Below are 19,523 nucleotides of genomic sequence, written 5' to 3'. Positions count from 1 at the left end.
TTCAAACACCGGGATCGGGCAGCCAGCGGCTGCTGAAAAGGCTATCGATTACCACTGGCTGCGGCAGCAACCCCTGTTCCTGCATCAAAACGCTGATCTTCTCAGCAGCGCTGCGCAAACGGCTGTCTTTGGCGGAAAGATAATTACCGTTGGCTGAGCGGCTGGGAAAAACCACGCCGGCCAGCGCCTGCTGGATCATGGCCGGCGGGATTCCCTGTAAACCAGCCAGACGATAGATAGCATCCTGCCGGTTCATACGGATATGCTCCAAGCCCTGAAAGTGACTGACTAACAGCGCCCGCAGGGTATCCGCGCGGGCGTTGATGCGATCATTGCGCACCACCAGCACATCAAAGATGGTTTCCGGCAGACGACGGCTATCAAACAGCGTCTGCGCACCGCTGGCCTCAATCAGCCCGGCGGTCGGCTCATAACTGATCATCGCGTCCACCTGACCAGAGGACCAGGCGTCCAGCTGCTGGTCCAGCGGTATCGCCAGCAGCTGCAGTTCCGAGCGCGACAGGCCAGCCTCAGCCAGGATGGCCTGAAGCATCAAGGCTGACAGGGTACCCTCCTCATAACCAAGACGCCGCCCTGCCAATGCCGGCAAGGAACGGATGTCCGGACGAACCAGCAACTTGTCAGCACCGGCAGACACGTTAAAGACCAGCACAACGGTCAGTGGCAGGCCGCTGGCACTGGCACCCAAGGCCTCATCCAGGGTCAGGCAGGCGGCATCCACATCACCGGCCAGCAGTCGCGCCAGCGACTCCTTTGAACTGCTGCCTTGAACCAGCTTGGCGCTGCGTGGTAACCAGCGAAAATCCCGGGCCAGATGCAAAGTACCGTAACCAATCCAGTGATGGATGCCGATACGCAGGCTGCTGTCACTGCTGCAACTGACTGTCAGCGGCACAGCCGCCAACAGTGTGGAAAGACCCAGCAGGCTGAGAAAACGGCGTCTGTGCATCGGCACCTGACCCATAACTGTTCAAGAGAGCCCTGTCAGGGGCTGTTACACCCTCTGAGTATTGCACAGAATCGCTGGCATGAAGCCAGCATCCTGAATAAACCCGCAGCCTGAATCAGCCGCGGGTCGGTGTTACCACGGCGATCCGGTAAAACAGACTGTAGAACAGCGGCAGGACCACCAGCGTCAACAAGGTGGCAAAACCCAGACCAAACATGATGACCACCGCCATGCTCTGGAAAAACGCATCGGTGAGCAGTGGGGCCATACCGAGAATAGTCGTTATAGCGGCCATGGATACAGGTCTGACACGGCTGATGGAGGCCTCAACCAGGGCATCAAAGGCCTGCTTGCCGCTCTCGAGCTGCAGGGCGATTTCATCCACCAGGACGATGCCATTCTTGACCAGCATGCCGCTCAGGCTGAGAAAGCCGAGCAAAGCCATAAAGCCGAAGGGGATGCCGGTGATCAGAAAGCCGAGGGTCACCCCGATGATCGCCAGCGGCACCGTCAGCCAGATCACCATGGCATGCCGGAAGGAGTCAAACAGCAGAATGGTAATCAGGAACATCGCCAGATAACCCAGCGGTAAACTGCCGAACACCGCTTTCTGCGCATCCCGTGAGCTTTCATACTCGCCACCCCATTCCAGCTGGTAGCCGCGGGGCAGTTCGATCGCCTCGATCTGCGGCCGCAGGCGCTCGAACAGTTGTGCGGCGGTTTCACCGCTGACAATGCTCGGATCAGCCTGCACTGTCAGGGTCCGCTTGCGGTTCAGGCGCATGATCAACGGGTCCTCCCAGGCGGTGACAAAGCCATTGACCACCTGTTCGATCGGCAGATAGGTAGCTCGCGCGTTACTCCAGATCTGCAGGTCATTCAGGCTGTCGGCATTCAGACGCTCGGCATCCGGGGTACGTCCGACAATCGGCAGCATGCGCGTACCGTCCCGGTATAAACCCAGATTCACGCCACTGAAGTTCATCCGTAACAGGCTGTCGAGATCGCGCTTGTCGACACCCAGCTCACGCGCCTGGGCCTCGGCAAACTGGGGTCGTACCAGCTTGGTGCGCTCACGCCAGTCATGCATCACCGAGGCGGAGACCGGATCAGCGCGCATGATGTTGATCGCCTCGGCCCCCAGTCGGCGCAATACCACCGGGTCAGGCCCGGTAAAGCGCGCTTCGATCTTGCTGTCCGAACCCGGCCCCAGCATCAGTTGCTTGAGTTTGGCCTGCACCCCGGGATGCTCGGCACGCAGATACTCATCCAGCTCGGCGATCAAGGGTTCGATCTGTTCACGTTCGGCGGTCCGGACCAGCAGTTGCGCGTAGTTGGCATGCTGACGCTGGGGGAAGTAGGTGAGAATAAAGCGCAAGGCACCCTGGCCGATGGTCGAGGTCACCGACACCACACCGTCCTGGGCCAGCACATGCTGGTCAATCTCGGCAACCACGGTTTCGGTGTAACGAATGTCGGTACCCTTGGGCAGCCACAGATCGATAAAGAACATCGGCGTATTCGAAGCCGGAAAGAAGCTCTGACGCACCTGAGCAAAACCGATGATCGAGGCCAGCATAAGACCGAACAGCAACACCAGCGTCAGCACCCGGTGACGCAGCGCAGTCAGCAACAGGGCGCGATACAGGGTGAAGATAATGCCCTGGTAAGGCTCGTGCGCGGTGTCCGCAGCCGGTACAGCCTGACGGAACAGCAGATTGGCAAAAAACGGCGTCAGGGTAATGGCCGTGACCCAGCTGAGCAGGAGGGAAATCATCAATACCTGGAACAGGGACAGGCAGTATTCGCCAGTGGCATCCTCGGACAGGCCAATGGGGGCAAAGGCGATGATGGCGATCACCGTAGCGCCGAGCAGCGGCAACTTGGTCTGGCGCACAATAGCCCGCGCCGACTCCAGCGTCGATTGCCCGCGCTGACGCCCGACCAGAATACCCTCGACGATCACAATCGCATTGTCTACCAGCATCCCCAGGGCAATCACCAGCGCGCCCAGGGAAATCCGTTGCAGCTCGATACCCAGCAACTGCATGAAGATAAAGGTGCCGAGCACCGTCAGCGCCAATACCAGGCCGATCAGCAGGCCACTGCGCAGGCCCATGAAGATCAGCAGCACGCCAATGACGATAATGACCGAGAGGATAAAGCTGATGACAAAGCCCTTGACCGACGCCTGCACTTCATCGGCCTGGTTGTAGAAGAGCTCGATCTGCATACCGGCCGGTCGGGCCTCATCCAGTTCGGCAAGACGACTGGCCACCGCGTTGCCGACATTCACCACATTGACATGGCTGGCAAAGGATACGCCGAGTCCGATGGCACGCTGACCGTTGGCGCGATAGAGGTTATCCGGCTGCTCGGTAAAACCGCGACTGATCTGCGCAATATCACCGAGCACCACGCGCTGGGCGCTGCCAGGCTCACTGACAATCAGCCGCTCCAGCTCACGGACGCTCTGAAACTCACCGGTCGGATGCAGACGAATGGACTCACTGCCCACCAGCATACGCCCGGCATCGGACACCACATTCTGGTTACGCAGCAAATCATTCAACCGCGCCGGGGCAATACCCAGGCTGGTCATGCGCGTGCGGGATATTTCGACAAACACCTGTTCCTGCGGCAAACCGGCCAGCGAGACCTTGCCTACGCCCGGCACCAGCACCAATTCACGGCGCAGATAGTCGGCATAATCGCGTAACTCCCGATAACTGAAGGCTTCACCGCTGATCATCAGAAAGGTGCCGTAGACATCGCTGAAGTCATCACGAATGATGGGGTCGCCGACCCCGGCTGGCAGATTGGGCCGCAGATCATTGATGCGGCGGCGCATTTCATCCCAGATCTGCGGCAATTGATCAGGGCCGAAGCTGGTCTGAATCTCCACGGTAATCTGCGACAGGCCGGCGCTGGTAATCGAGCTGACCTTGTCCACATAGGGCAGTTGCTGGATAGCATTCTCCAGCGGGTAGGTGACCTCTTCCTCAACCTGCTGCGGTGAGGCGCCCGGATAGGGGGTGATGACCATGGCCATCTTCAGGGTAAAGGCCGGGTCTTCCAGGCGGCCCAGGTCCAGAAAGGCAATCAGGCCGCCAATCCCCAGCAGCAGCGCAATCAACCAACTGGTGACCCGACGCTGGATAAAATAACCGGCAATATCCATCACAGCCCCCGCTCGCGTTCCCAGATCCGAACCGGCTGGCCTTCAGTCAACTCACCGCCCCCCGCCGCGACGATCCGGTCACCGGTGGTCAGCCCGGTCAGCACCTCAATGCCGTTATGGGTCAACTGCCCCACCGTCACATCCCGGGCCGTGACCTGCAGCGCATTGCCCTGCTCCTCGATAATCCAGACCTGACGTACGCTGGCGTCAGCGCTATCGGGACTGAACACCGCCTCGACCGGGACCAATACACGCATGGCCAACTCATCGATCAGGCTGATCTTGGCAAAGTCCACCTGCACGCTGGCACTCATGCCGGGCAACAGCACCAGACCCTCGGGCGGCTGCATACTGAGCGTGACCTGATAGGTCAGGGTTTTCGGGTCAGGCTGGCTGGAGTGTTCCTTGTAGCGGGCAGCCAACTCCACACCTGGCAGGTTTTCCAGACGTACCGTGGGCCGGTAGTCATTCGGATTGATATCCGCGCGCAAACCCGAGAGCAAGGTTTCCGGTAACTGGAAGATCACATCCATGCTGTCGCTGGAGTACAGCGTGGCAATCGGCGCATTTGCCTGCACCACCTGAAAACGCTCAACATGGGTACGCGCCACCGTGCCACTGAAGGGTGCCACCAGCCGCGTATAGGCCAGCTCCTGACGCGCCAGATTCAGGGCAGCCTCGGCCGAATTGAACTGCGCCTGACGTTCTTCGTATTCAGCCCGCGAGACCATTTGCCGCTCGAGCAACTGGGTCATGCGCTCCAGTTGACTGCGGGTCAGGTCATAGGTGGCCTGCCGGTCATTCAGGCGCAGTTGATAATCGGTGTTGTCCAGCTCGGCGATCAGTTCACCGCGCTCAACCTTCTGGCCTTCACGCACCTGCAGACGCTGCAACTGGCCCCCCAGCCGGAATGACAGTTGCGCCTCCTCGGGCGCCTTCAAGCGGGCCGGAAATTCCCGCTGCTGTTCCGTCAGGGGATCGGTGATGGTGAATACCTTGACCGGCCGCACTATCGAACCCGGCGGCTCGGCGGCAGGAGAGCAGGCCAACAGCAAGGGGCTGGACAGCAGTAGCAGGATAAAAAGACGGGCAGCGGGGAACATGGCAGGCATCCGGGGTCAAAGGCAGGGAACTGCAAAGATTATAGGCACAATATCCCGTTGTAGTGGCGTAGTCCCGGCAGTATGTTACTCAGAGAACGGATTGACCGCGCGCAAACACCCTTGGAGAGCATGATGATTTTTCGACAGCTGTACGATGCCAGCTCATCCACCTACAGCTATCTGCTGGCCGATGAGCAGAGCCGCGAAGCACTGCTGATCGACCCGGTCTTTGAGCAGGTGCAGCGTGATCTGGCGCTGCTACGTGAACTCGACCTGAACCTGAAGCTGGTGGTCGATACCCATGCCCACGCCGATCACATCACCGCCGCCTGGCTACTCAAACAGCACACCGGCTGCCGGATTGCCTCGGCCAGGGTGATTCAAGCCGAGCATGTCGACCTGCCCCTGGACCACGGTCAGCATTTTGGCGTGCAGGGTGTCGCGCTGCAGGCCCGCGCCACACCGGGCCATACCGACGGCTGCATGAGTTATGTGCTGGCCGACCAGTCCATGGTCTTCACCGGCGACACCCTGCTGATCCGCGGCTGCGGCCGCAGCGACTTTCAGCAGGGCAACGCCAGCACCCTGTTCCACTCCATTACCGAACAGTTGTTCAGCTTGCCGGACAGCTGCGCAGTCTATCCAGCCCATGACTACCACGGTCGCACCCGCAGCAGCATTGGCGAAGAAAAGCAGTTCAATGCCCGGGTTGGCGGTGACGCCAACGAAACCGATTTTGTCGGCTATATGCAGGCCATGCAGCTGCCACACCCAAAGAAAATCGACGAAGCCGTGCCCGCCAACCTGCTCAGTGGCCGCCCGCCGGACGGCAAACTGCCGGATCAGCCAGACTGGGCCGACTTGCGCATCACCTTTGCCGGCGTACCCGAGGTGAACCCCGAATGGCTGATCCAGAATCAGCCCTCGATCAGCGTGCTGGATGTGCGTGAAGACAATGAAGTGATCGACGGCGAATGCCCACAGGGCCTGCATAGCCTGCATATCCCACTCGGCCAACTGCGCCAGCGCCTCGACGAGGTACCGCACGACAAGCCGGTCATAACCCTGTGCCGCTCCGGCCGCCGCTCTGCCATGGCCGCCAGCATCCTCAAGGAAAACGGTTGGGACAAGGTTGCCAGTTTGCGTGGCGGTCTGCTCAACTTCAATAAATAACTGTAACGAATAAACTAAGGTATTACTGTATATAAGTGCAGCCTTGGAAAACACCATCAAGCACAAACTAAAACAATAAGTTTTGATTTACTTATATCACTGGACAGCTTGGGCATCTTCCTTTGCCTTGATCATTTGATAAACGTTTATAATCTCCTTAGCTGTAAAGCCATTATAAGTTGCGGCCAACGATGCAGGACTTCCACCACCAGGATACATTCCAGAGTCGTTAAAAATAATTGCGTCACCTGCTTCAACAAGAGATGGGAAAATATCAGTACCTCTTAAATTATCTACAAAATTTGTAAATCCATTATTGAGGTCACTTACAGAAAATTCAGTAGAATTGACATTATTGACCCTTAGCCTTATTCCATTCCTGAGATCATCAGCAAGGATCGCGATCTCAGAAGCAGTTTTACCGTTTATGTTGGCCTCATAGCGAAAAAATGTATCTGATACCCCTAAGTTATCAAGTTGGTACTGAAGATTAATGTAACGAATATTAACATCAAGAATTTTCGCATCAATCGGATGCAAGTGCAGAGCTATGTACTCCGAACTTAGCTCAACTTCTTTTTGACTAAAACCCGTAATAGTCATTGTACGGTAAGCTTCGTTATCCATACCTATTGGAGGCTCATTTGAAGGACTACAGCCAAGCATAACCATCGCAGCAAAAAAAACACACCCTAGCAAAAATTTAGCGCTCATTATTATTTTCCCAATTTATATAATTATCAAAAATTTAGCTCTATTTTGATATATTGCCCATATCTTAAAATTAATCTCGTTTAATCTAACAATACGTATTTACATTGCCAGCCTTGAAGCGCGCCGGGGTCACACCGAGCCAGCGGCGGAAGGCGCGGACAAAGGCGTTTTCATCGGAAAAGCCCAACTGCTCGGCAATATCGGCCACCCGCTGATCGGCGCGCAGCGCCTGACAGGCCATCTGCTGCAGGACACTTTCGCGCAGACTCTTGAACGACAGCCCCTCTTCAGCCAGCTTGCGATTCATATGCCGACCACTCAAATCCAGCTGTTCGGCAATCCGCTCCTTGCCCCAGCGCGGATGGGCGCGCACCAGCCGCTGCACCTCGGCACTCAGACTCTGCTGGCCCATCTCGGACAGGGTGTGATCGGCCAACTGGCGCAGATGATCACGCAACGCGGCATTGGCCTGAATCTGTGGCAGGGCCAACTGCGACTCGGCAAAACCCAGGTGATTGCAGCCCGCTTGAAAGTGCACCGGGCAGCCGAGCAATTGCTCATAGTCAGCCAAGGGTGCCAAAGGAGCATGCGCCAGCCAGATGCCACTGGCCTGAAAGCGCCCACCGGTCGCCCAACGGGTCAGACTGAGCATGCTCGCCAGCACCGCCTCGACCCGCTCGGCCGTGCGCACACGCAAATGCGGCTGGTAGTCGATAAACACCTGCCCGGCCTGACGGTGCAGCAGGAACTCGCCGCCATCACCAATCACCGGCGCATACTCGACCAACTCCTCCAGTGCCTCGACAAAGGTCTCACAGGTCACCAGCAACATGCCGACGCTGTCCAGATGCCCGACCTGCACCTGCAGGCCCAGTTTCAGGCCAATCAACGGGTCAGCGCTAGCCTGACAAAATGCCTCCCACAACTCATCCTGCCAGCCAATCGGCACCCGCTTGGCACCCTGTAATCGGCTGACCAGCGGTTCCGGCAGGCCCAGCCCGAGCTGCTCGGCCATCTGCACTATGGCCTGGCTGTAGCGTGGCGTCACCGTATGTTCTGAACAATCGTGCATGGCCTGAATTGCCGGTCCCCTGTCCCGTTTTATCCGATACCGCCCGAAAGCGTTCGACTAGACTTGGCATCATAACCTTGCGGTGGTCGCCCTGTAAGGCTGGAAGCTAGCAATGGACTATACGGCGCTGCTGCGAAGGCCCTTTCCCAGACCGTCGATGCCCAGGGAAGGGCATCGCCGAGCGTACAGGGACGTATTTACAGCGTGTCTGGGAAAGGGCCTTCGCAGCGGCGCAGACACGAAAGTTCAAGGCCCAACGGTTTTTAAAAGAACAACAACGAGGAAACACCCATGTACGCAGTGATTGGCGCTGGCCCCATGGGCCTGGCCGCAGCCCGCAACCTGCAGAAGCTCGGCATCCCTTTTATCGGCCTGGAACTGCATAGCGACGTGGGCGGCCTGTGGGACATCGACAACCCGCACAGCACCATGTACCACAGCGCGCACCTGATCTCCTCGAAACGCATGACCGAATTCGCCGAATTCCCCATGCGTGATGACGTCGCCGCCTACCCGCACCACAGCGAAATGCGCCGCTACTTCCATGAGTATGCCGAGCACTTCAGCCTCAAACGCCACTACGAATTCAACACCCGGGTAATCAATGTCAGCCCGGAGGGCGACGGCTGGACCCTCACCAGCGAGCATGACGGCCAACAGCAAAGCCGCCGCTTCGACGGCATTCTGATCGCCAACGGCACCCTGCACAGCCCCAATCGGCCAACGCTGCCCGGTGAGTTCGCCGGCCAGTTGATGCACTCCGCCGAGTATCGCAGCCCCGAGGTCTTCAAAGGCAAACGGGTACTGATCATCGGCTGTGGCAACTCCGGCGCCGACATCGCCGTGGACGCCGTACACCAGGCCGCCAAGGTGGATATGAGCCTGCGCCGCGGCTACTACTTCATCCCCAAGTTTATCAAGGGTAAACCCAGTGACACCCTGGGCGGCAAGATCAAACTGCCGCGCCCCCTGAAACAACGGCTGGACGCCGCCCTGATCCGCCTGCTGATGGGCAAACCCTCGGACTACGGACTGCCCGACCCCGACTACCGCATGTACGAATCACACCCGGTGATGAACTCACTGATCCTGCATCACCTGGGTCATGGCGACATCACCCCGCGCCGCGATATCGCCCGCATCGACGGCCACACCGTGCACTTCAGCGACGGCGAGTCAGCCGACTATGACCTGATACTGCAAGCCACCGGCTACCTGCTCGATTACCCCTTTATCGCGCGCCAGCACCTGAACTGGCCGGCCGAGGCGGATGCCCCGCAACTGTATATGAACGTCTTTCACCCCGAGCATCACAACCTGTTCATGCTCGGTATGGTCGAAGCCGCCGGACTCGGTTGGGAAGGGCGCAACCAGCAGGCTCGGCTGGTGGCGCTGTACATACAACAGCAACAGGCCGGCAGCAGCGCCGCGCAGACCTTCAACCAGCTCAAGCGGCAACGCGCCAGCACCCAGCTGGATGGCGGCTACCGCTATATCAAGTTGGCGCGCATGGCCTACTACGTCAACAAGGATGCCTATCTGCAGGCCCTGCAAAGCCATATCAACCAGCTGCAAAGCCCGCAGCCAATCGCCAAAAGCGCAGCCGTGGCCAGCGCATGAGTGGCGCACTGCCAATCCAGTTCGACCCGGCCAGCCTGATCGCCCTGAACCTGATCATGGCCTGCATGATGTTCGGCGTCTCCCTGAGCCTGCGACTGGCGGACTTCAAACGTATCCTGCTGGCACCGATTGCCCCGCTGGCCGGGCTGGTGGCGCAGTTTCTGCTGCTGCCGCTGGCGACCTGCCTGTTCACATGGGCCCTGCAGATAGACGCCGAACTGGCCCTGGGCATGATGCTGGTCGCCGCCTGCCCGGGCGGCAGCTTCTCCAACATCATGACCTGGTTGGCACGCGGCAACGTCGCCGTATCGGTCAGCATGACCGCCGTCTCCAGCCTCGCCGCCACGGTGCTGACACCACTGAATTTCGCCTTCTACGGCTGGCTCAATCCACATACCCGCGAGTATCTGACGCAGATCAGCCTCGAACCGGGTGGCATTCTGCTGCTGGTCCTGCTGGTCCTGGCGCTGCCCCTGGTGCTGGGCATGACCACCGGGCGCAAACTGCCGCAACTGGTAGCACGCAGCGAAAAGCCCCTGCGCCTGCTTTCATTGCTGGTGTTTCTGGGTTTTGTCGGCATCGCCTTTTTCAATAATGTTGACCTGTTTATCGCGCGTTTTCACAGCTTTTTCTGGCTGGTGGTGCTGCACAACTTGATCGCCCTGGCGCTCGGCTACGGCATCGGTCTGCTGCTTAAACTGCCGGTCAGCGACCGCCGCGCGGTGACCATGGAGGTCGGCATCCAGAACTCCGGGCTGGGCCTGGTCATCCTCTTCACCTTCTTCCCCGAGGCCGGCGGCATGATGCTGATCACCGCCTTCTGGGGCGTCTGGCATCTGGTCAGTGGACTGACCCTGTCACAGATATGGGCGCGCCTGCCGCTACCGGCCGGTGATCCCATGACTTCCACCTATGCACAACACGACCAGCAACCATGAGCAAACGCATCCTCATTACCGGCGCCGCCGGCTATATCGGCCATCAACTGGGTAACCGTCTGGCCGCCGATTTCCCGATCATGGGCACCGACATCCGCCCGCGCGACGATCTGGCCTTCTGGCTGGAGCAGATGGACATCCGCGACCCGGCGCTGGCCGGCCTGCTGCAACGCGAGCAGATCACCCATGTGGTGCATCTGGCCTCGGTACTGCAAGCCTCCAAAGACCGCGCCCGGGATTACGACATAGACGTCAACGGCACCCGTAATCTGCTCGACTGCTGCCTCAAGGCCGGGGTCCAGCACCTGACCGTGACCAGCTCCGGCGCCGCCTACGGTTATCATGCCGACAACCCGGCCTGGATTGACGAGCAGGACGCCCTGCGCGGCAATCCCGAGTTTGCCTATTCCGACCATAAGCGCCTGGTAGAAGAAATGCTCGCCGACTACCGCCAGCGCCATCCGGAACTGCAACAACTGATCTTCCGCCCCGGCACGGTACTGGGCAGCGAGACCCGCAACCAGATTACCGAGCTGTTTATGGCGCCGAGGATTCTGGCACTCAAGGGCAGCGACTCACCCTTTGTATTCATCTGGGATCAGGACGTGATCGGCGCCATGGACATGGGCCTGCGCCAGGACAAGACCGGCATCTACAATATGGCCGGCGATGGCGCCCTGACCATGGCCGAGATCGCCCAGCGCCTGCACAAACCGCTGCTGACCCTGCCGGTGTGGCTGGTCAAGGCCGGCCTGAAGGTCGCACAATGGCGCGGCAAACCGACCAGCCCCGCGCAAGTCAACTTCCTGCGCTACCGCCCGGTGCTCAGCAACCGCCGCCTCAAGGAAGAATTCGGCTACCCGCTGGCCAAGACCTCGGCCGAGGTGTTCGAGTATTTTGTCGAAGCCAACGGGTTGAGGCGCTGACGCGCAGCGGCAAGTGGCAAGTGGCAAGTGGCAAGTGGCAAGTGGCAAGTGGCAAGTGGCAAGTGGCAAGTGGCAAGTGGCAAGTGGCAAGTATTCAGGGTGATTTGTTGTTTACCCTTGTCAACAACACTTCATTACTTTTTTACACTCAAATCACAAGCAGCTCGAACTGCTTTAATCTTGCAGCTTGCAGCTTAAAACTTGCAGCTGGCGACCAACGGGAGCCCAAGATGTCCGTCATTCTGATCACCGGCGCCGCCTCCGGCCTGGGCTGGGCCATGGCCCGGCATTGGTTCGCCGCCGGCCACAGTCTGGTGCTGGCCGATATTGATGAAACCGAGCTGGCCGCCAAAACAGCGGAGCTGAGCGGGGGCGAGCAGGTGCTGTGCGTCACCTGTGATATCACCCGCGCTGAAGATATCCGTTTTCTGGTTGACGAGACCCAGGCACGCTTTGGTCGACTGGATCTGCTGGTCAACAATGCCGGCATCACCCATCGCTCACCGGCACACCAGACCAATCCGGCGGTGTTTCGCAAGGTCATGGCGGTGGACTGGCAAGGCCCGGTCGAGTTGACCCTGGCGGCCTTGCCACTGCTACGCGAATCGGTCGGGCAGATTGTTTGTATCGGCTCCATGGCCGGCTGGATGCCGGTACCCGGGCGCGCCGCCTATTGCGCTGCCAAGGCGGCGCTCACGCAATTCTTTGAAGTCTTGCGACTGGAGCTGGAAGCCGATGGTATTCATGTCCTGATGGTCTACCCGAGCTTTCTCGATACACCCATCGAGCAGCATGCGCTTGGCAAGGACGGCAAAACCGCCAGGCACCCACGCTCGATGGTCGGTGGCATGCGCAGCGCCGAGTGGATGACCGAGCGCATCGACCAGGCCTTGCACCAACGCAAGCGCTGGCTGCTGCCCGAACCGATCTCGCGCTTCGCCAGCCTGCTCTGGCGTATCGCCCCGGCGCTGTATCTGCGCCAGGTGCGCAAACGCTTTGCTGGCGAGTTGCGCTGAGCATGAACCCCATTCTGAATGGTGGGCGCCACGGCCCCGTGGCGAAACCAGCCTCCGCCTTCGCGCTTAGGCCAGCGCTCCCACCGGGCAAACGCCTGCCCCTTGGAGCCTGGCTTATCTTCCCAATAAGGCTTGACCATGCTGCTTGATCCCTGGCTATGGATTGCCCTGTTTATTCTGCTGGCCTATACCGTTGAGGCCATCACCGGTTTTGGCAGTCTGGTCATTGCCCTGTCCCTTGGCGCACTGCTGTTGCCGATTCCCGAGCTGATGCCGGTACTGGTGCCGCTGAACGTGCTGATGAGCGGTTTTCTCGCCTGGCGCCACCGCCAGCATATTCACTGGCCAACCCTGCTCCGGCTGATCCTGCCGCTGATGCTGATCGGCACCCTGTTCGGCTATGGCTTGCGCCCCTGGCTGGGGGATAACCTGCTGAAGCTGTTGTTTGGCGCCCTGGTATTCTGGTTTGCAGCCCGTGAGCTATGGCGCATGGCTCGTCAGCAGATCGCCAATCCACACCCTGGTTGGCTGAGCCGTAGCCTGACCTTTGGCGCTGGCCTGACCCACGGTCTGTTCGCTTCCGGTGGGCCGCTACTGGTCTATGCGCTGGCGGGTACCACCCTTAACAAGGGACAACTGCGCGCCACGCTCTTGAGCGTCTGGTTCAGCCTGAATGCCAGTCTGAGTCTGCTGTTTTTGCTGGATGGCAGCCTGCTGCCCAGCCTGCCACGGGTCGCCGGCTTTTTGCCGTTGCTGGTCATAGGCGTACTGCTGGGTGAATTTTTGCACCACAGGTTGGACGAGCAGCGGTTTCGCCAGATGGTGTACGGCCTGCTGGTGATCACCGGCGCCTTGCTGATGCTCAAGGCACTCGCGTGATATGCTCAGTTGTGCTAAGCCAACAGTATCCTGCGATCCGCCGTAAGCCCCCTATTTGAACCGGAATGACTCAGCCATGTCTGACGCCCCACTCAAAACCCTCTCCGATCTCGCCAGCGAGGCCCACGCCCGTATCCAGGCAGCCCACCAGCACATCAACCCAGTGATTGAAGTACGCCAGGGCATGCGTGACAGTGGTATCCCTGCCGACGTATTGACCATTGATTGCCTGCGCACCCAGCGCCGGATCACCCTGATACTGCACGATCAGCAGCCCGGTCTGGTGCTCTATCAATTTGTCACCCGCGCAGAAGAGGTCAGCGGCGACTTCAAGCAAATGGCCCTGTCAGCCATGAGCAGCGCAACATTGTTCGACTGGATGCAGGATTACTTTGGCTAATACTGCACGCCAGCTACTATCGGTTTTTTACTGCACGCTAGTTGGCAAAAGCGCAAAAGCATAGCAATATGCCACCCTCTGCGAACGCAAAGCCCCTCTGCCGGCATGGATGCCAGATGCGACTCAACAGCATCCACCCAGCCCTATGAATCTGGCACGCCTACGCTGATCTGAAACACCACTGACAAGCCTTTTTGCATGGCGTTTGGCCCGAAGGCCAGATTCGGAGAGCTCATGGACGAACACACCCGGCAACCGGCCGATGCTGCAGCATCAGCGGACACACTGCCCGATGCCCTGATCTCCGAGATCAAAAAACCCTGGGTCATCTGGCTTATTCTGGTCTGGGTCTTCCTGTGCCTGGGGCTGGTTTTCCAGCAGCTGGTGGCAGGCTATGCCGAGCTAGCCCAGTTGCAGGCCCAAACGGCCAAGCAACTCAATGCCGGGGTGGCGCTTCTGATCATCGGCCTGATGATCGGCGTTGGCAAACTCAACAACGTCATCTGTCTGGTCACTGGCGGCGTGTTTGCACTGCTGACCGCCGTGCTGATTCTCAATATCAGCCTGAACGCCCGAGACTTCGGTTTTCTGCAAATAATGGCGGCCTTCCTGTGCGTGATCGTACCCACGGCAATGTGCGCCCACTGGCTGCTCAAGCCCGAGAGCCGGGTTTTGTACAAACAATATGCGGCTCATAAACACAACCTGGCGATGAAGAAAGCCGTTGCAGCCCGATTTCGGCCCTAGCTGGCAGGCATAAGGTATCGGGAAAGGTACCTGCGCCTGTCAGCTCAAGCTTGACCCATTCAACCAACAAAAAGGAAATACCATGAAGAACTTCACCCTTGCTGCCGTTGTAATAGCCGCCATGCTGGCCGGCTCTGGCTGCGCCGGCTTCAAAGCCAACAATCTGCCCACCGTTACCCGCGACCAGATGTCGGTCAACAATACCGAGCGGGTCAAGGTGTTCAGCCGCTGGTCCATCGTGTCCAACAATACCCACATGAATACCGACGCACGCGCAGCTGCCGCTGCCATCCACAAGAGCTATTTTGATCGCGCCATCAACAACTCCAACTGCTGTGTGCTGGTAGAAGGCCCGACTGAAGCCGACGTGATTGTAGAGGGTCAGGCCGTTAATCATTTCAACCAGGCGGCCGTGATTCCGGCCTTTATTACTGGTTTTACCTTTGGCGTCATCCCGTCCTGGGCGACCGGCAAGATAGAAATCAGAGCCACGGCCACCTCGACCGCCGACACCAGCGAAACCCGCTACAACCTGTCTGACTCGATGACTATGGTGCAGTGGCTGCCAATGATCTTCGTCATGCCTTTTACCGGCTCACCCATCACCGCCGCCAAAGAAGTGGATGAGAACGTCTACCGCAATCTGGTACTACGGCTGAAGAATGATGGTCTGCTGGGCAACGCCAACTAAGCATTTTCCAACTGGGTTATGCCTGCATAACTCAGTTGGTTTGAGCCACCTGACTCACTGCAACAACGGCAACAATCTGGTCTGCCATAGAGACTGCCGATACTGCTCGCGGAACCAGCCAAGGTGGCCGATTCTGCTTTCACCAATGTCTGCCGGATTGATGCGCTGCATGGTGACGGGGGCCTGGGCAAAAAAGCCGTGCAGCGAATCGGTGTTGGTTTCCGACATCATTTCATCGTCGGTAAAGGCCACCGCCGTGATCGGAATCTGCACCGCAGCGAATTGTGCACGCAGGGCATCACCTTCCACGCCTACGGCGTATTCCGGATTCAGACACCATTGCCGCCACTGGCGCATGACATTCGGTGGCAGGTCGCCGACCATATTCAGTCGCTTGCCGGGGAAGTAGCCACAGAACCTCAAACTGACCGGCGCCACCAGGTACCAGAGCAGCCAGGCAATACGTTTGGTCGGTGCTGCGTTCTGCCACCAATAGCCACTGCCACAGGCGATGGTAATAGCGTGGTCGAGCTGACTCACATTCGGCGTCATGCCCAGCAATTGCCCGCCGACACTATGGCCCATCCACTGCAAGCGCTGGCCGGTAAACTGCTGACGAGCAAACGCAATCACCGCCGCACAATCTTCCGTCCCCCAATCAGTCACGCTGACCGGGCAATCACGCAAATGGCTGTGCAGCGAGGCACCGGAGCCAAAGTAATCAAAGGTGATAACGGTAAAACCCTCGGCACACAGAAAGCGCGCAAAGCGCTCGTAGGCGCGTTGGCTGACGCCCATGGCCCCGGCCAGGATCACCACCGAGCTGGATTCCGGCGCGGTAAACAGGCGAAGACCGAGGCGATGGCCACCGGCGGTGGTCAGGGCAAGCTCTTCATATGCAGCCTCGGTTGGCGTGGGCTGAAGGGTACTCATCACGGCACTCCCCAATTCAATAATCGTTGGCCAGATGGTTCAGGAACCTGATGATGACGATCATCTCCTCGTCGCTGAATCCGGCAGTCAGACTGGTGTTCAGTGCGTCCAACAAGGGTCGGGCCTGGTTGATTTTTCCCCGCCCCAGCTCGGTCAGATACAGGCGTGAAGCGCGGCCGTCCAAGACACAGGCGCGGCGCTCCAGCAAGCCGTTGATTTCCATGCGATTGGCCAGACCGGTCAGGGCCGAGTTGTTCAGTTGCAGGCTGTGCGCTAGGTCTTTCTGCAGGCAACCCTCATCGGCACTGATGACCAGCAGCGCACCCAACTGCGTCACCGAAATGCCCAGCGCCTGCTCAACATGCTGGTCGGCATACTTGTAGACCCGATGTCGGGCCTTGTTGAGCAAATAGAAAATTCGCGTATCCATGATCCTGCCATTTACTTTGCATATGAACTAAATATAGTTTACATGCGAATTAGATGGCAAGGCGTTTTATGCGGAGGCTTATCCAGTGTTATTGCCGGGCTGCCTTTCGTTCTACCTAAGCGAGCAGAGCCACCGACTTGATCAGGGCATACAGTTTTTGCCCGACCTGCAGATCCAGCTGACTGACGGCGCGCGGCGTGACTTCGGCGAGCAGCAGCTGACCCTCCGCCGTACGGCAGGCAATCAGGCAGCGCTGTTGATGGCTGGGGTAGAGGTGTTCGATGGTAACCGGCAACTGGTTCTGAATGCTGATCTGGCGAGGCTCAAGTAACGACAGGCTGACATCCCGCGCCAGAATGCGCAGACGGCTAGCCTCTGCTGCGCCGCTTGAAGATGACGTTGGCACCCAGAGACGCGCTTCGGGCGGGCCGAATGGGCGCATGCCATGCTGATCTGGCTCGCCCAGTGGGCCCTGCAATACGGAGACGGCGCCACTGTCGGCAAACAAGGGCGAATCCGGGCGGGCGAGGGCCTGTTGCAGGCTTTCGAGTCGCTCAATCTGCCCCTGCTGCATAAACACCACATGGTCGGCCAGACGCTCAACCTCATCCGGGGCATGACTGACCATGATGATCGGCACCCCGGCCTCGGCCGCCATGCGCGCCAGAAAGGGCATGATGTCAGCCTTGGTCTGGGTATCCAGGGCGGCCATGGGCTCATCCAGCAGCAGCAACTGCGGACTGATCAGCAAAGCCCGACCCAGGGACACGCGTTGGCGCTGGCCGCCGGACAACTGATCAATACGCCGTTCGAGCAGATCATCGATGCCGAGCATGGCAGTCACCTCGGGCGGATGCAGTCGCCGCAGGGCAGACGCCGTGCGCTGGTAGCCATACAGCAGGTTGTCGCGCACCGATAAGTGCGGCAGCAGACTGTGCTCCTGAAACACCAGACCAATACGCCGTTTGTGGAGCGGTACAAAATGACGGCCGCGCTGCCAGGACTGACCGGCAAACTGCACCTGCGCATCCGGCACCCGATCAAGCCCGGCAATGATCCTTAGCAGGCTGGTCTTGCCGCATCCGGAGCGGCCGAACAGGGCGGTTACGCCGGTCAGCGGCAATTGGCAGTCCACTTGCAACTCAAAGTCGCGGCCAGGCTGCCAGCGGACCTGAATCTGCAGGCTCATAGCTTGCTCACCACGAAGCGGCTATTGATGCTGTAGACCACAAAGAGGGTGATAAAGGCAAAGATCAGCAGCAGCAGCGACAGGCTGTGTGCCGCCGCATAGTTCATGGCTTCGGCATGGTCATAGATGAGTACCGAGAGCACCTTGGTTTCACCGGGAATGCTGCCGCCGAGCATCAGGATCACGCCAAACTCGCCAAGGGTATGGGCAAAGGTCAGGGTTGCGGCCACCACAAAGCCGCCCCGAGTCAGTGGCAGTATCACGGTAAAAAAACGATCGACCCATCCAGCACCAAGGCTACTGGCGACCTCAACCGGGCGCCGCCCCAACTGTTGAAAGGCCTGGGTCAGGGGTTGCACGGCAAAGGGCATGGAGTAGAGCACCGAGGCAATCAGAATGCCCTCAAAGGTAAAGGCCAGATGCTGCAATCCGATGCTTTCCAGCCCTTGCCCGATAAAACCCCGTGGACCCAGCACAATCAAAAGGTAAAAGCCCAGCACCGTGGGCGGCAAGACCAGCGGCAGGGCGACCAGTGCGTGCACCATGACGCGGGCTGTCGAACGTTTCTGCGCCAGCCACCAGGCCAGTGGCGTGGCCAACACCAGCAGAATCAGCGTGGTGTACAGGCACAGCCTGAAGGTGACCTGGATGGCTTGCCATTCTGCCGGGCCCAATTCAAACATCAGCTGCTCTCATCGCGGACGGGGAACTCATCAGGGCAACTCAAAACCGTGGGCGAGCAGTATCTGCTGCGCGGCCGTACTGCTGATGAAATCGGCAAAGATCAACACCGATGGTCTATCGCCCCCGCGCCGAGTAACGACATAACCCTGTTGCAACGGGCTGTGCAAAGAAGCATCAATCAGGGCATGGCCGTGCACCGCGAGCTCGGGGTAAACCGCCAGCGACTGGGCAATAATCCCGACCTGAGCGGCTCCGGATTGGGTCATCTGCGCGGCATGGCTGATATTCTCACCGAAGACCAGCTTGTCCTGCACAGCCTCCCATACGCCGGCCTGAGTCATGGCTTGCTGGGCCAGCAGGCCATAGGGCGCATGCGCGGGCTGTGCGATAGCAATCCGCTGGATCGCCGGATCGGTAAAGTCCTCAAGGGTCAGAGCACTGGCATCCACTGTGGTGCTCCACAATACGATGCGGCCCTGGGCATAAGCCCGCGGTTCGGTTGCCGCCAGTCCTGCCGCCCATAACTGCTGTGCAAAGCCCATATCAGCTGAGAAAAACAGATCGAAAGGCGCGCCATTGATGATCTGCGTCGTCATCTTGCCGGAGGAGCCATAAATCGCCTCGACAGCAACGGCCGGATAAGCCTGCTGGAAGCGCCCGATAATCTCCTCGAGCGCATTGCGCATACTTGAGGCGGCTGCGATACGCACCACCTCGCCGGCCTGAAGTGTTGGAGCCAACAGCATCAGTAGCGCCATTAACAGACACAAAGCAGTGGTGCGCATGGTGGCAAAAACGGCCATGGCCGGCTCCCTGATCAAGCTGATAATGGGTACCTGGCTCTGAACCCATCAATG

At 59.0% G+C, this 19,523-nt stretch carries 19 protein-coding genes; 9 read left to right on the top strand and 10 right to left on the bottom strand.

Annotated features, from left to right (window positions below):
* Window position 1: 1 nt before the first annotated feature.
* The 3 genes from AC27HQ_RS03150 to AC27HQ_RS03140 form a co-directional block, all read right to left on the bottom strand.
* The gene (locus AC27HQ_RS03150; protein ID WP_487154455.1) at window positions 2-970 is read right to left on the bottom strand and encodes an ABC transporter substrate-binding protein; all 969 of its coding nucleotides are present in this window, start codon (window positions 968-970) and stop codon (window positions 2-4) included.
* A gap of 115 nt (window positions 971-1,085) precedes the next feature.
* A complete protein-coding gene (locus tag AC27HQ_RS03145; protein WP_487154453.1) occupies window positions 1,086-4,151 on the bottom strand; it encodes an efflux RND transporter permease subunit in 3,066 nt (1,021 codons plus the stop codon).
* A complete protein-coding gene (locus tag AC27HQ_RS03140) occupies window positions 4,151-5,254 on the bottom strand; it encodes an efflux RND transporter periplasmic adaptor subunit (RefSeq protein ID WP_487154452.1) in 1,104 nt (367 codons plus the stop codon). Before AC27HQ_RS03140 ends, AC27HQ_RS03145 begins: the two co-directional genes overlap by 1 nt.
* 132 nt (window positions 5,255-5,386) lie before the next feature.
* Between AC27HQ_RS03140 and AC27HQ_RS03135 the strand changes: the two genes are divergently transcribed.
* Window positions 5,387-6,427 carry an MBL fold metallo-hydrolase gene (locus AC27HQ_RS03135; RefSeq protein WP_487154451.1) on the top strand — a complete coding sequence of 347 codons (1,041 nt, stop codon included), beginning with the start codon at window positions 5,387-5,389 and terminating at the stop codon, window positions 6,425-6,427.
* Window positions 6,428-6,523: 96 nt separating this feature from the next.
* On the opposite strand, the gene AC27HQ_RS03130 is transcribed toward AC27HQ_RS03135, so the two are convergent.
* Together AC27HQ_RS03130 and AC27HQ_RS03125 are read right to left on the bottom strand one after the other, a co-directional pair.
* The gene (locus tag AC27HQ_RS03130; RefSeq protein WP_487154449.1) at window positions 6,524-7,141 is read right to left on the bottom strand and encodes a hypothetical protein; all 618 of its coding nucleotides are present in this window, start codon (window positions 7,139-7,141) and stop codon (window positions 6,524-6,526) included.
* A gap of 85 nt (window positions 7,142-7,226) precedes the next feature.
* Complete coding sequence (locus tag AC27HQ_RS03125; RefSeq protein WP_487154447.1) at window positions 7,227-8,213, bottom strand: AraC family transcriptional regulator; 987 nt, start codon at window positions 8,211-8,213, stop codon at window positions 7,227-7,229.
* 291 nt (window positions 8,214-8,504) lie between these two features.
* Here AC27HQ_RS03125 and AC27HQ_RS03120 point away from each other — a divergent pair, with 291 nt between their 5' ends.
* The 8 genes from AC27HQ_RS03120 to AC27HQ_RS03085 all read left to right on the top strand — a co-directional run bounded on the left by AC27HQ_RS03120 (window position 8,505) and on the right by AC27HQ_RS03085 (window position 15,430).
* Window positions 8,505-9,833 carry a flavin-containing monooxygenase gene (locus AC27HQ_RS03120; RefSeq protein ID WP_487154446.1) on the top strand — a complete coding sequence of 443 codons (1,329 nt, stop codon included), beginning with the start codon at window positions 8,505-8,507 and terminating at the stop codon, window positions 9,831-9,833.
* A complete protein-coding gene (locus AC27HQ_RS03115; protein ID WP_487154444.1) occupies window positions 9,830-10,771 on the top strand; it encodes a bile acid:sodium symporter family protein in 942 nt (313 codons plus the stop codon). Before AC27HQ_RS03120 ends, AC27HQ_RS03115 begins: the two co-directional genes overlap by 4 nt.
* A complete protein-coding gene (locus AC27HQ_RS03110; RefSeq protein ID WP_487154443.1) occupies window positions 10,768-11,697 on the top strand; it encodes an SDR family oxidoreductase in 930 nt (309 codons plus the stop codon). The genes AC27HQ_RS03115 and AC27HQ_RS03110 overlap by 4 nt, the downstream gene beginning before the upstream one ends.
* Window positions 11,698-11,927: 230 nt before the next feature.
* Window positions 11,928-12,713 carry an SDR family oxidoreductase gene (locus AC27HQ_RS03105; RefSeq protein ID WP_487154442.1) on the top strand — a complete coding sequence of 262 codons (786 nt, stop codon included), beginning with the start codon at window positions 11,928-11,930 and terminating at the stop codon, window positions 12,711-12,713.
* 138 nt (window positions 12,714-12,851) lie between these two features.
* Window positions 12,852-13,592 carry a sulfite exporter TauE/SafE family protein gene (locus tag AC27HQ_RS03100; protein ID WP_487154441.1) on the top strand — a complete coding sequence of 247 codons (741 nt, stop codon included), beginning with the start codon at window positions 12,852-12,854 and terminating at the stop codon, window positions 13,590-13,592.
* Between the two features lie 76 nt (window positions 13,593-13,668).
* Window positions 13,669-13,992 (top strand): hypothetical protein, encoded by a 324-nt coding sequence (locus tag AC27HQ_RS03095; RefSeq protein WP_487154439.1) that lies wholly within the window; start codon window positions 13,669-13,671, stop codon window positions 13,990-13,992.
* Between the two features lie 234 nt (window positions 13,993-14,226).
* Window positions 14,227-14,739, top strand: coding sequence for a hypothetical protein (locus AC27HQ_RS03090; RefSeq protein WP_487154437.1), 513 nt, complete (start codon window positions 14,227-14,229; stop codon window positions 14,737-14,739).
* An 82-nt stretch (window positions 14,740-14,821) separates the two neighbouring features.
* The gene (locus AC27HQ_RS03085) at window positions 14,822-15,430 is read left to right on the top strand and encodes a hypothetical protein (RefSeq protein WP_487154435.1); all 609 of its coding nucleotides are present in this window, start codon (window positions 14,822-14,824) and stop codon (window positions 15,428-15,430) included.
* A 54-nt stretch (window positions 15,431-15,484) separates the two neighbouring features.
* On the opposite strand, the gene AC27HQ_RS03080 is transcribed toward AC27HQ_RS03085, so the two are convergent.
* From AC27HQ_RS03080 to modA, 5 genes are all read right to left on the bottom strand, one after another.
* Complete coding sequence (locus AC27HQ_RS03080) at window positions 15,485-16,363, bottom strand: alpha/beta hydrolase family protein (RefSeq protein ID WP_487154433.1); 879 nt, start codon at window positions 16,361-16,363, stop codon at window positions 15,485-15,487.
* A gap of 16 nt (window positions 16,364-16,379) precedes the next feature.
* On the bottom strand, window positions 16,380-16,793 hold the full coding sequence (locus AC27HQ_RS03075) for a MarR family winged helix-turn-helix transcriptional regulator (protein ID WP_487154432.1): 414 nt from the start codon (window positions 16,791-16,793) through the stop codon (window positions 16,380-16,382).
* Between the two features lie 115 nt (window positions 16,794-16,908).
* Window positions 16,909-17,982 (bottom strand): molybdenum ABC transporter ATP-binding protein, encoded by a 1,074-nt coding sequence (gene modC / locus AC27HQ_RS03070; protein ID WP_487154430.1) that lies wholly within the window; start codon window positions 17,980-17,982, stop codon window positions 16,909-16,911.
* Window positions 17,979-18,665 carry a molybdate ABC transporter permease subunit gene (gene modB / locus AC27HQ_RS03065; protein ID WP_487154429.1) on the bottom strand — a complete coding sequence of 229 codons (687 nt, stop codon included), beginning with the start codon at window positions 18,663-18,665 and terminating at the stop codon, window positions 17,979-17,981. The genes modC and modB overlap by 4 nt, the downstream gene beginning before the upstream one ends.
* Window positions 18,666-18,695: 30 nt before the next feature.
* Window positions 18,696-19,469, bottom strand: a complete 774-nt coding sequence (gene modA / locus AC27HQ_RS03060) for a molybdate ABC transporter substrate-binding protein (RefSeq protein ID WP_487154428.1) — start codon at window positions 19,467-19,469, stop codon at window positions 18,696-18,698.
* Between the last annotated feature and the right edge of the window lie 54 nt (window positions 19,470-19,523).

The organism is Halopseudomonas sp. 4NH20-0008 (assembly GCF_057548395.1).
Note: the sequence above shows the minus strand (reverse complement) of the source record. Positions and strands in the feature narration are given on the sequence as shown.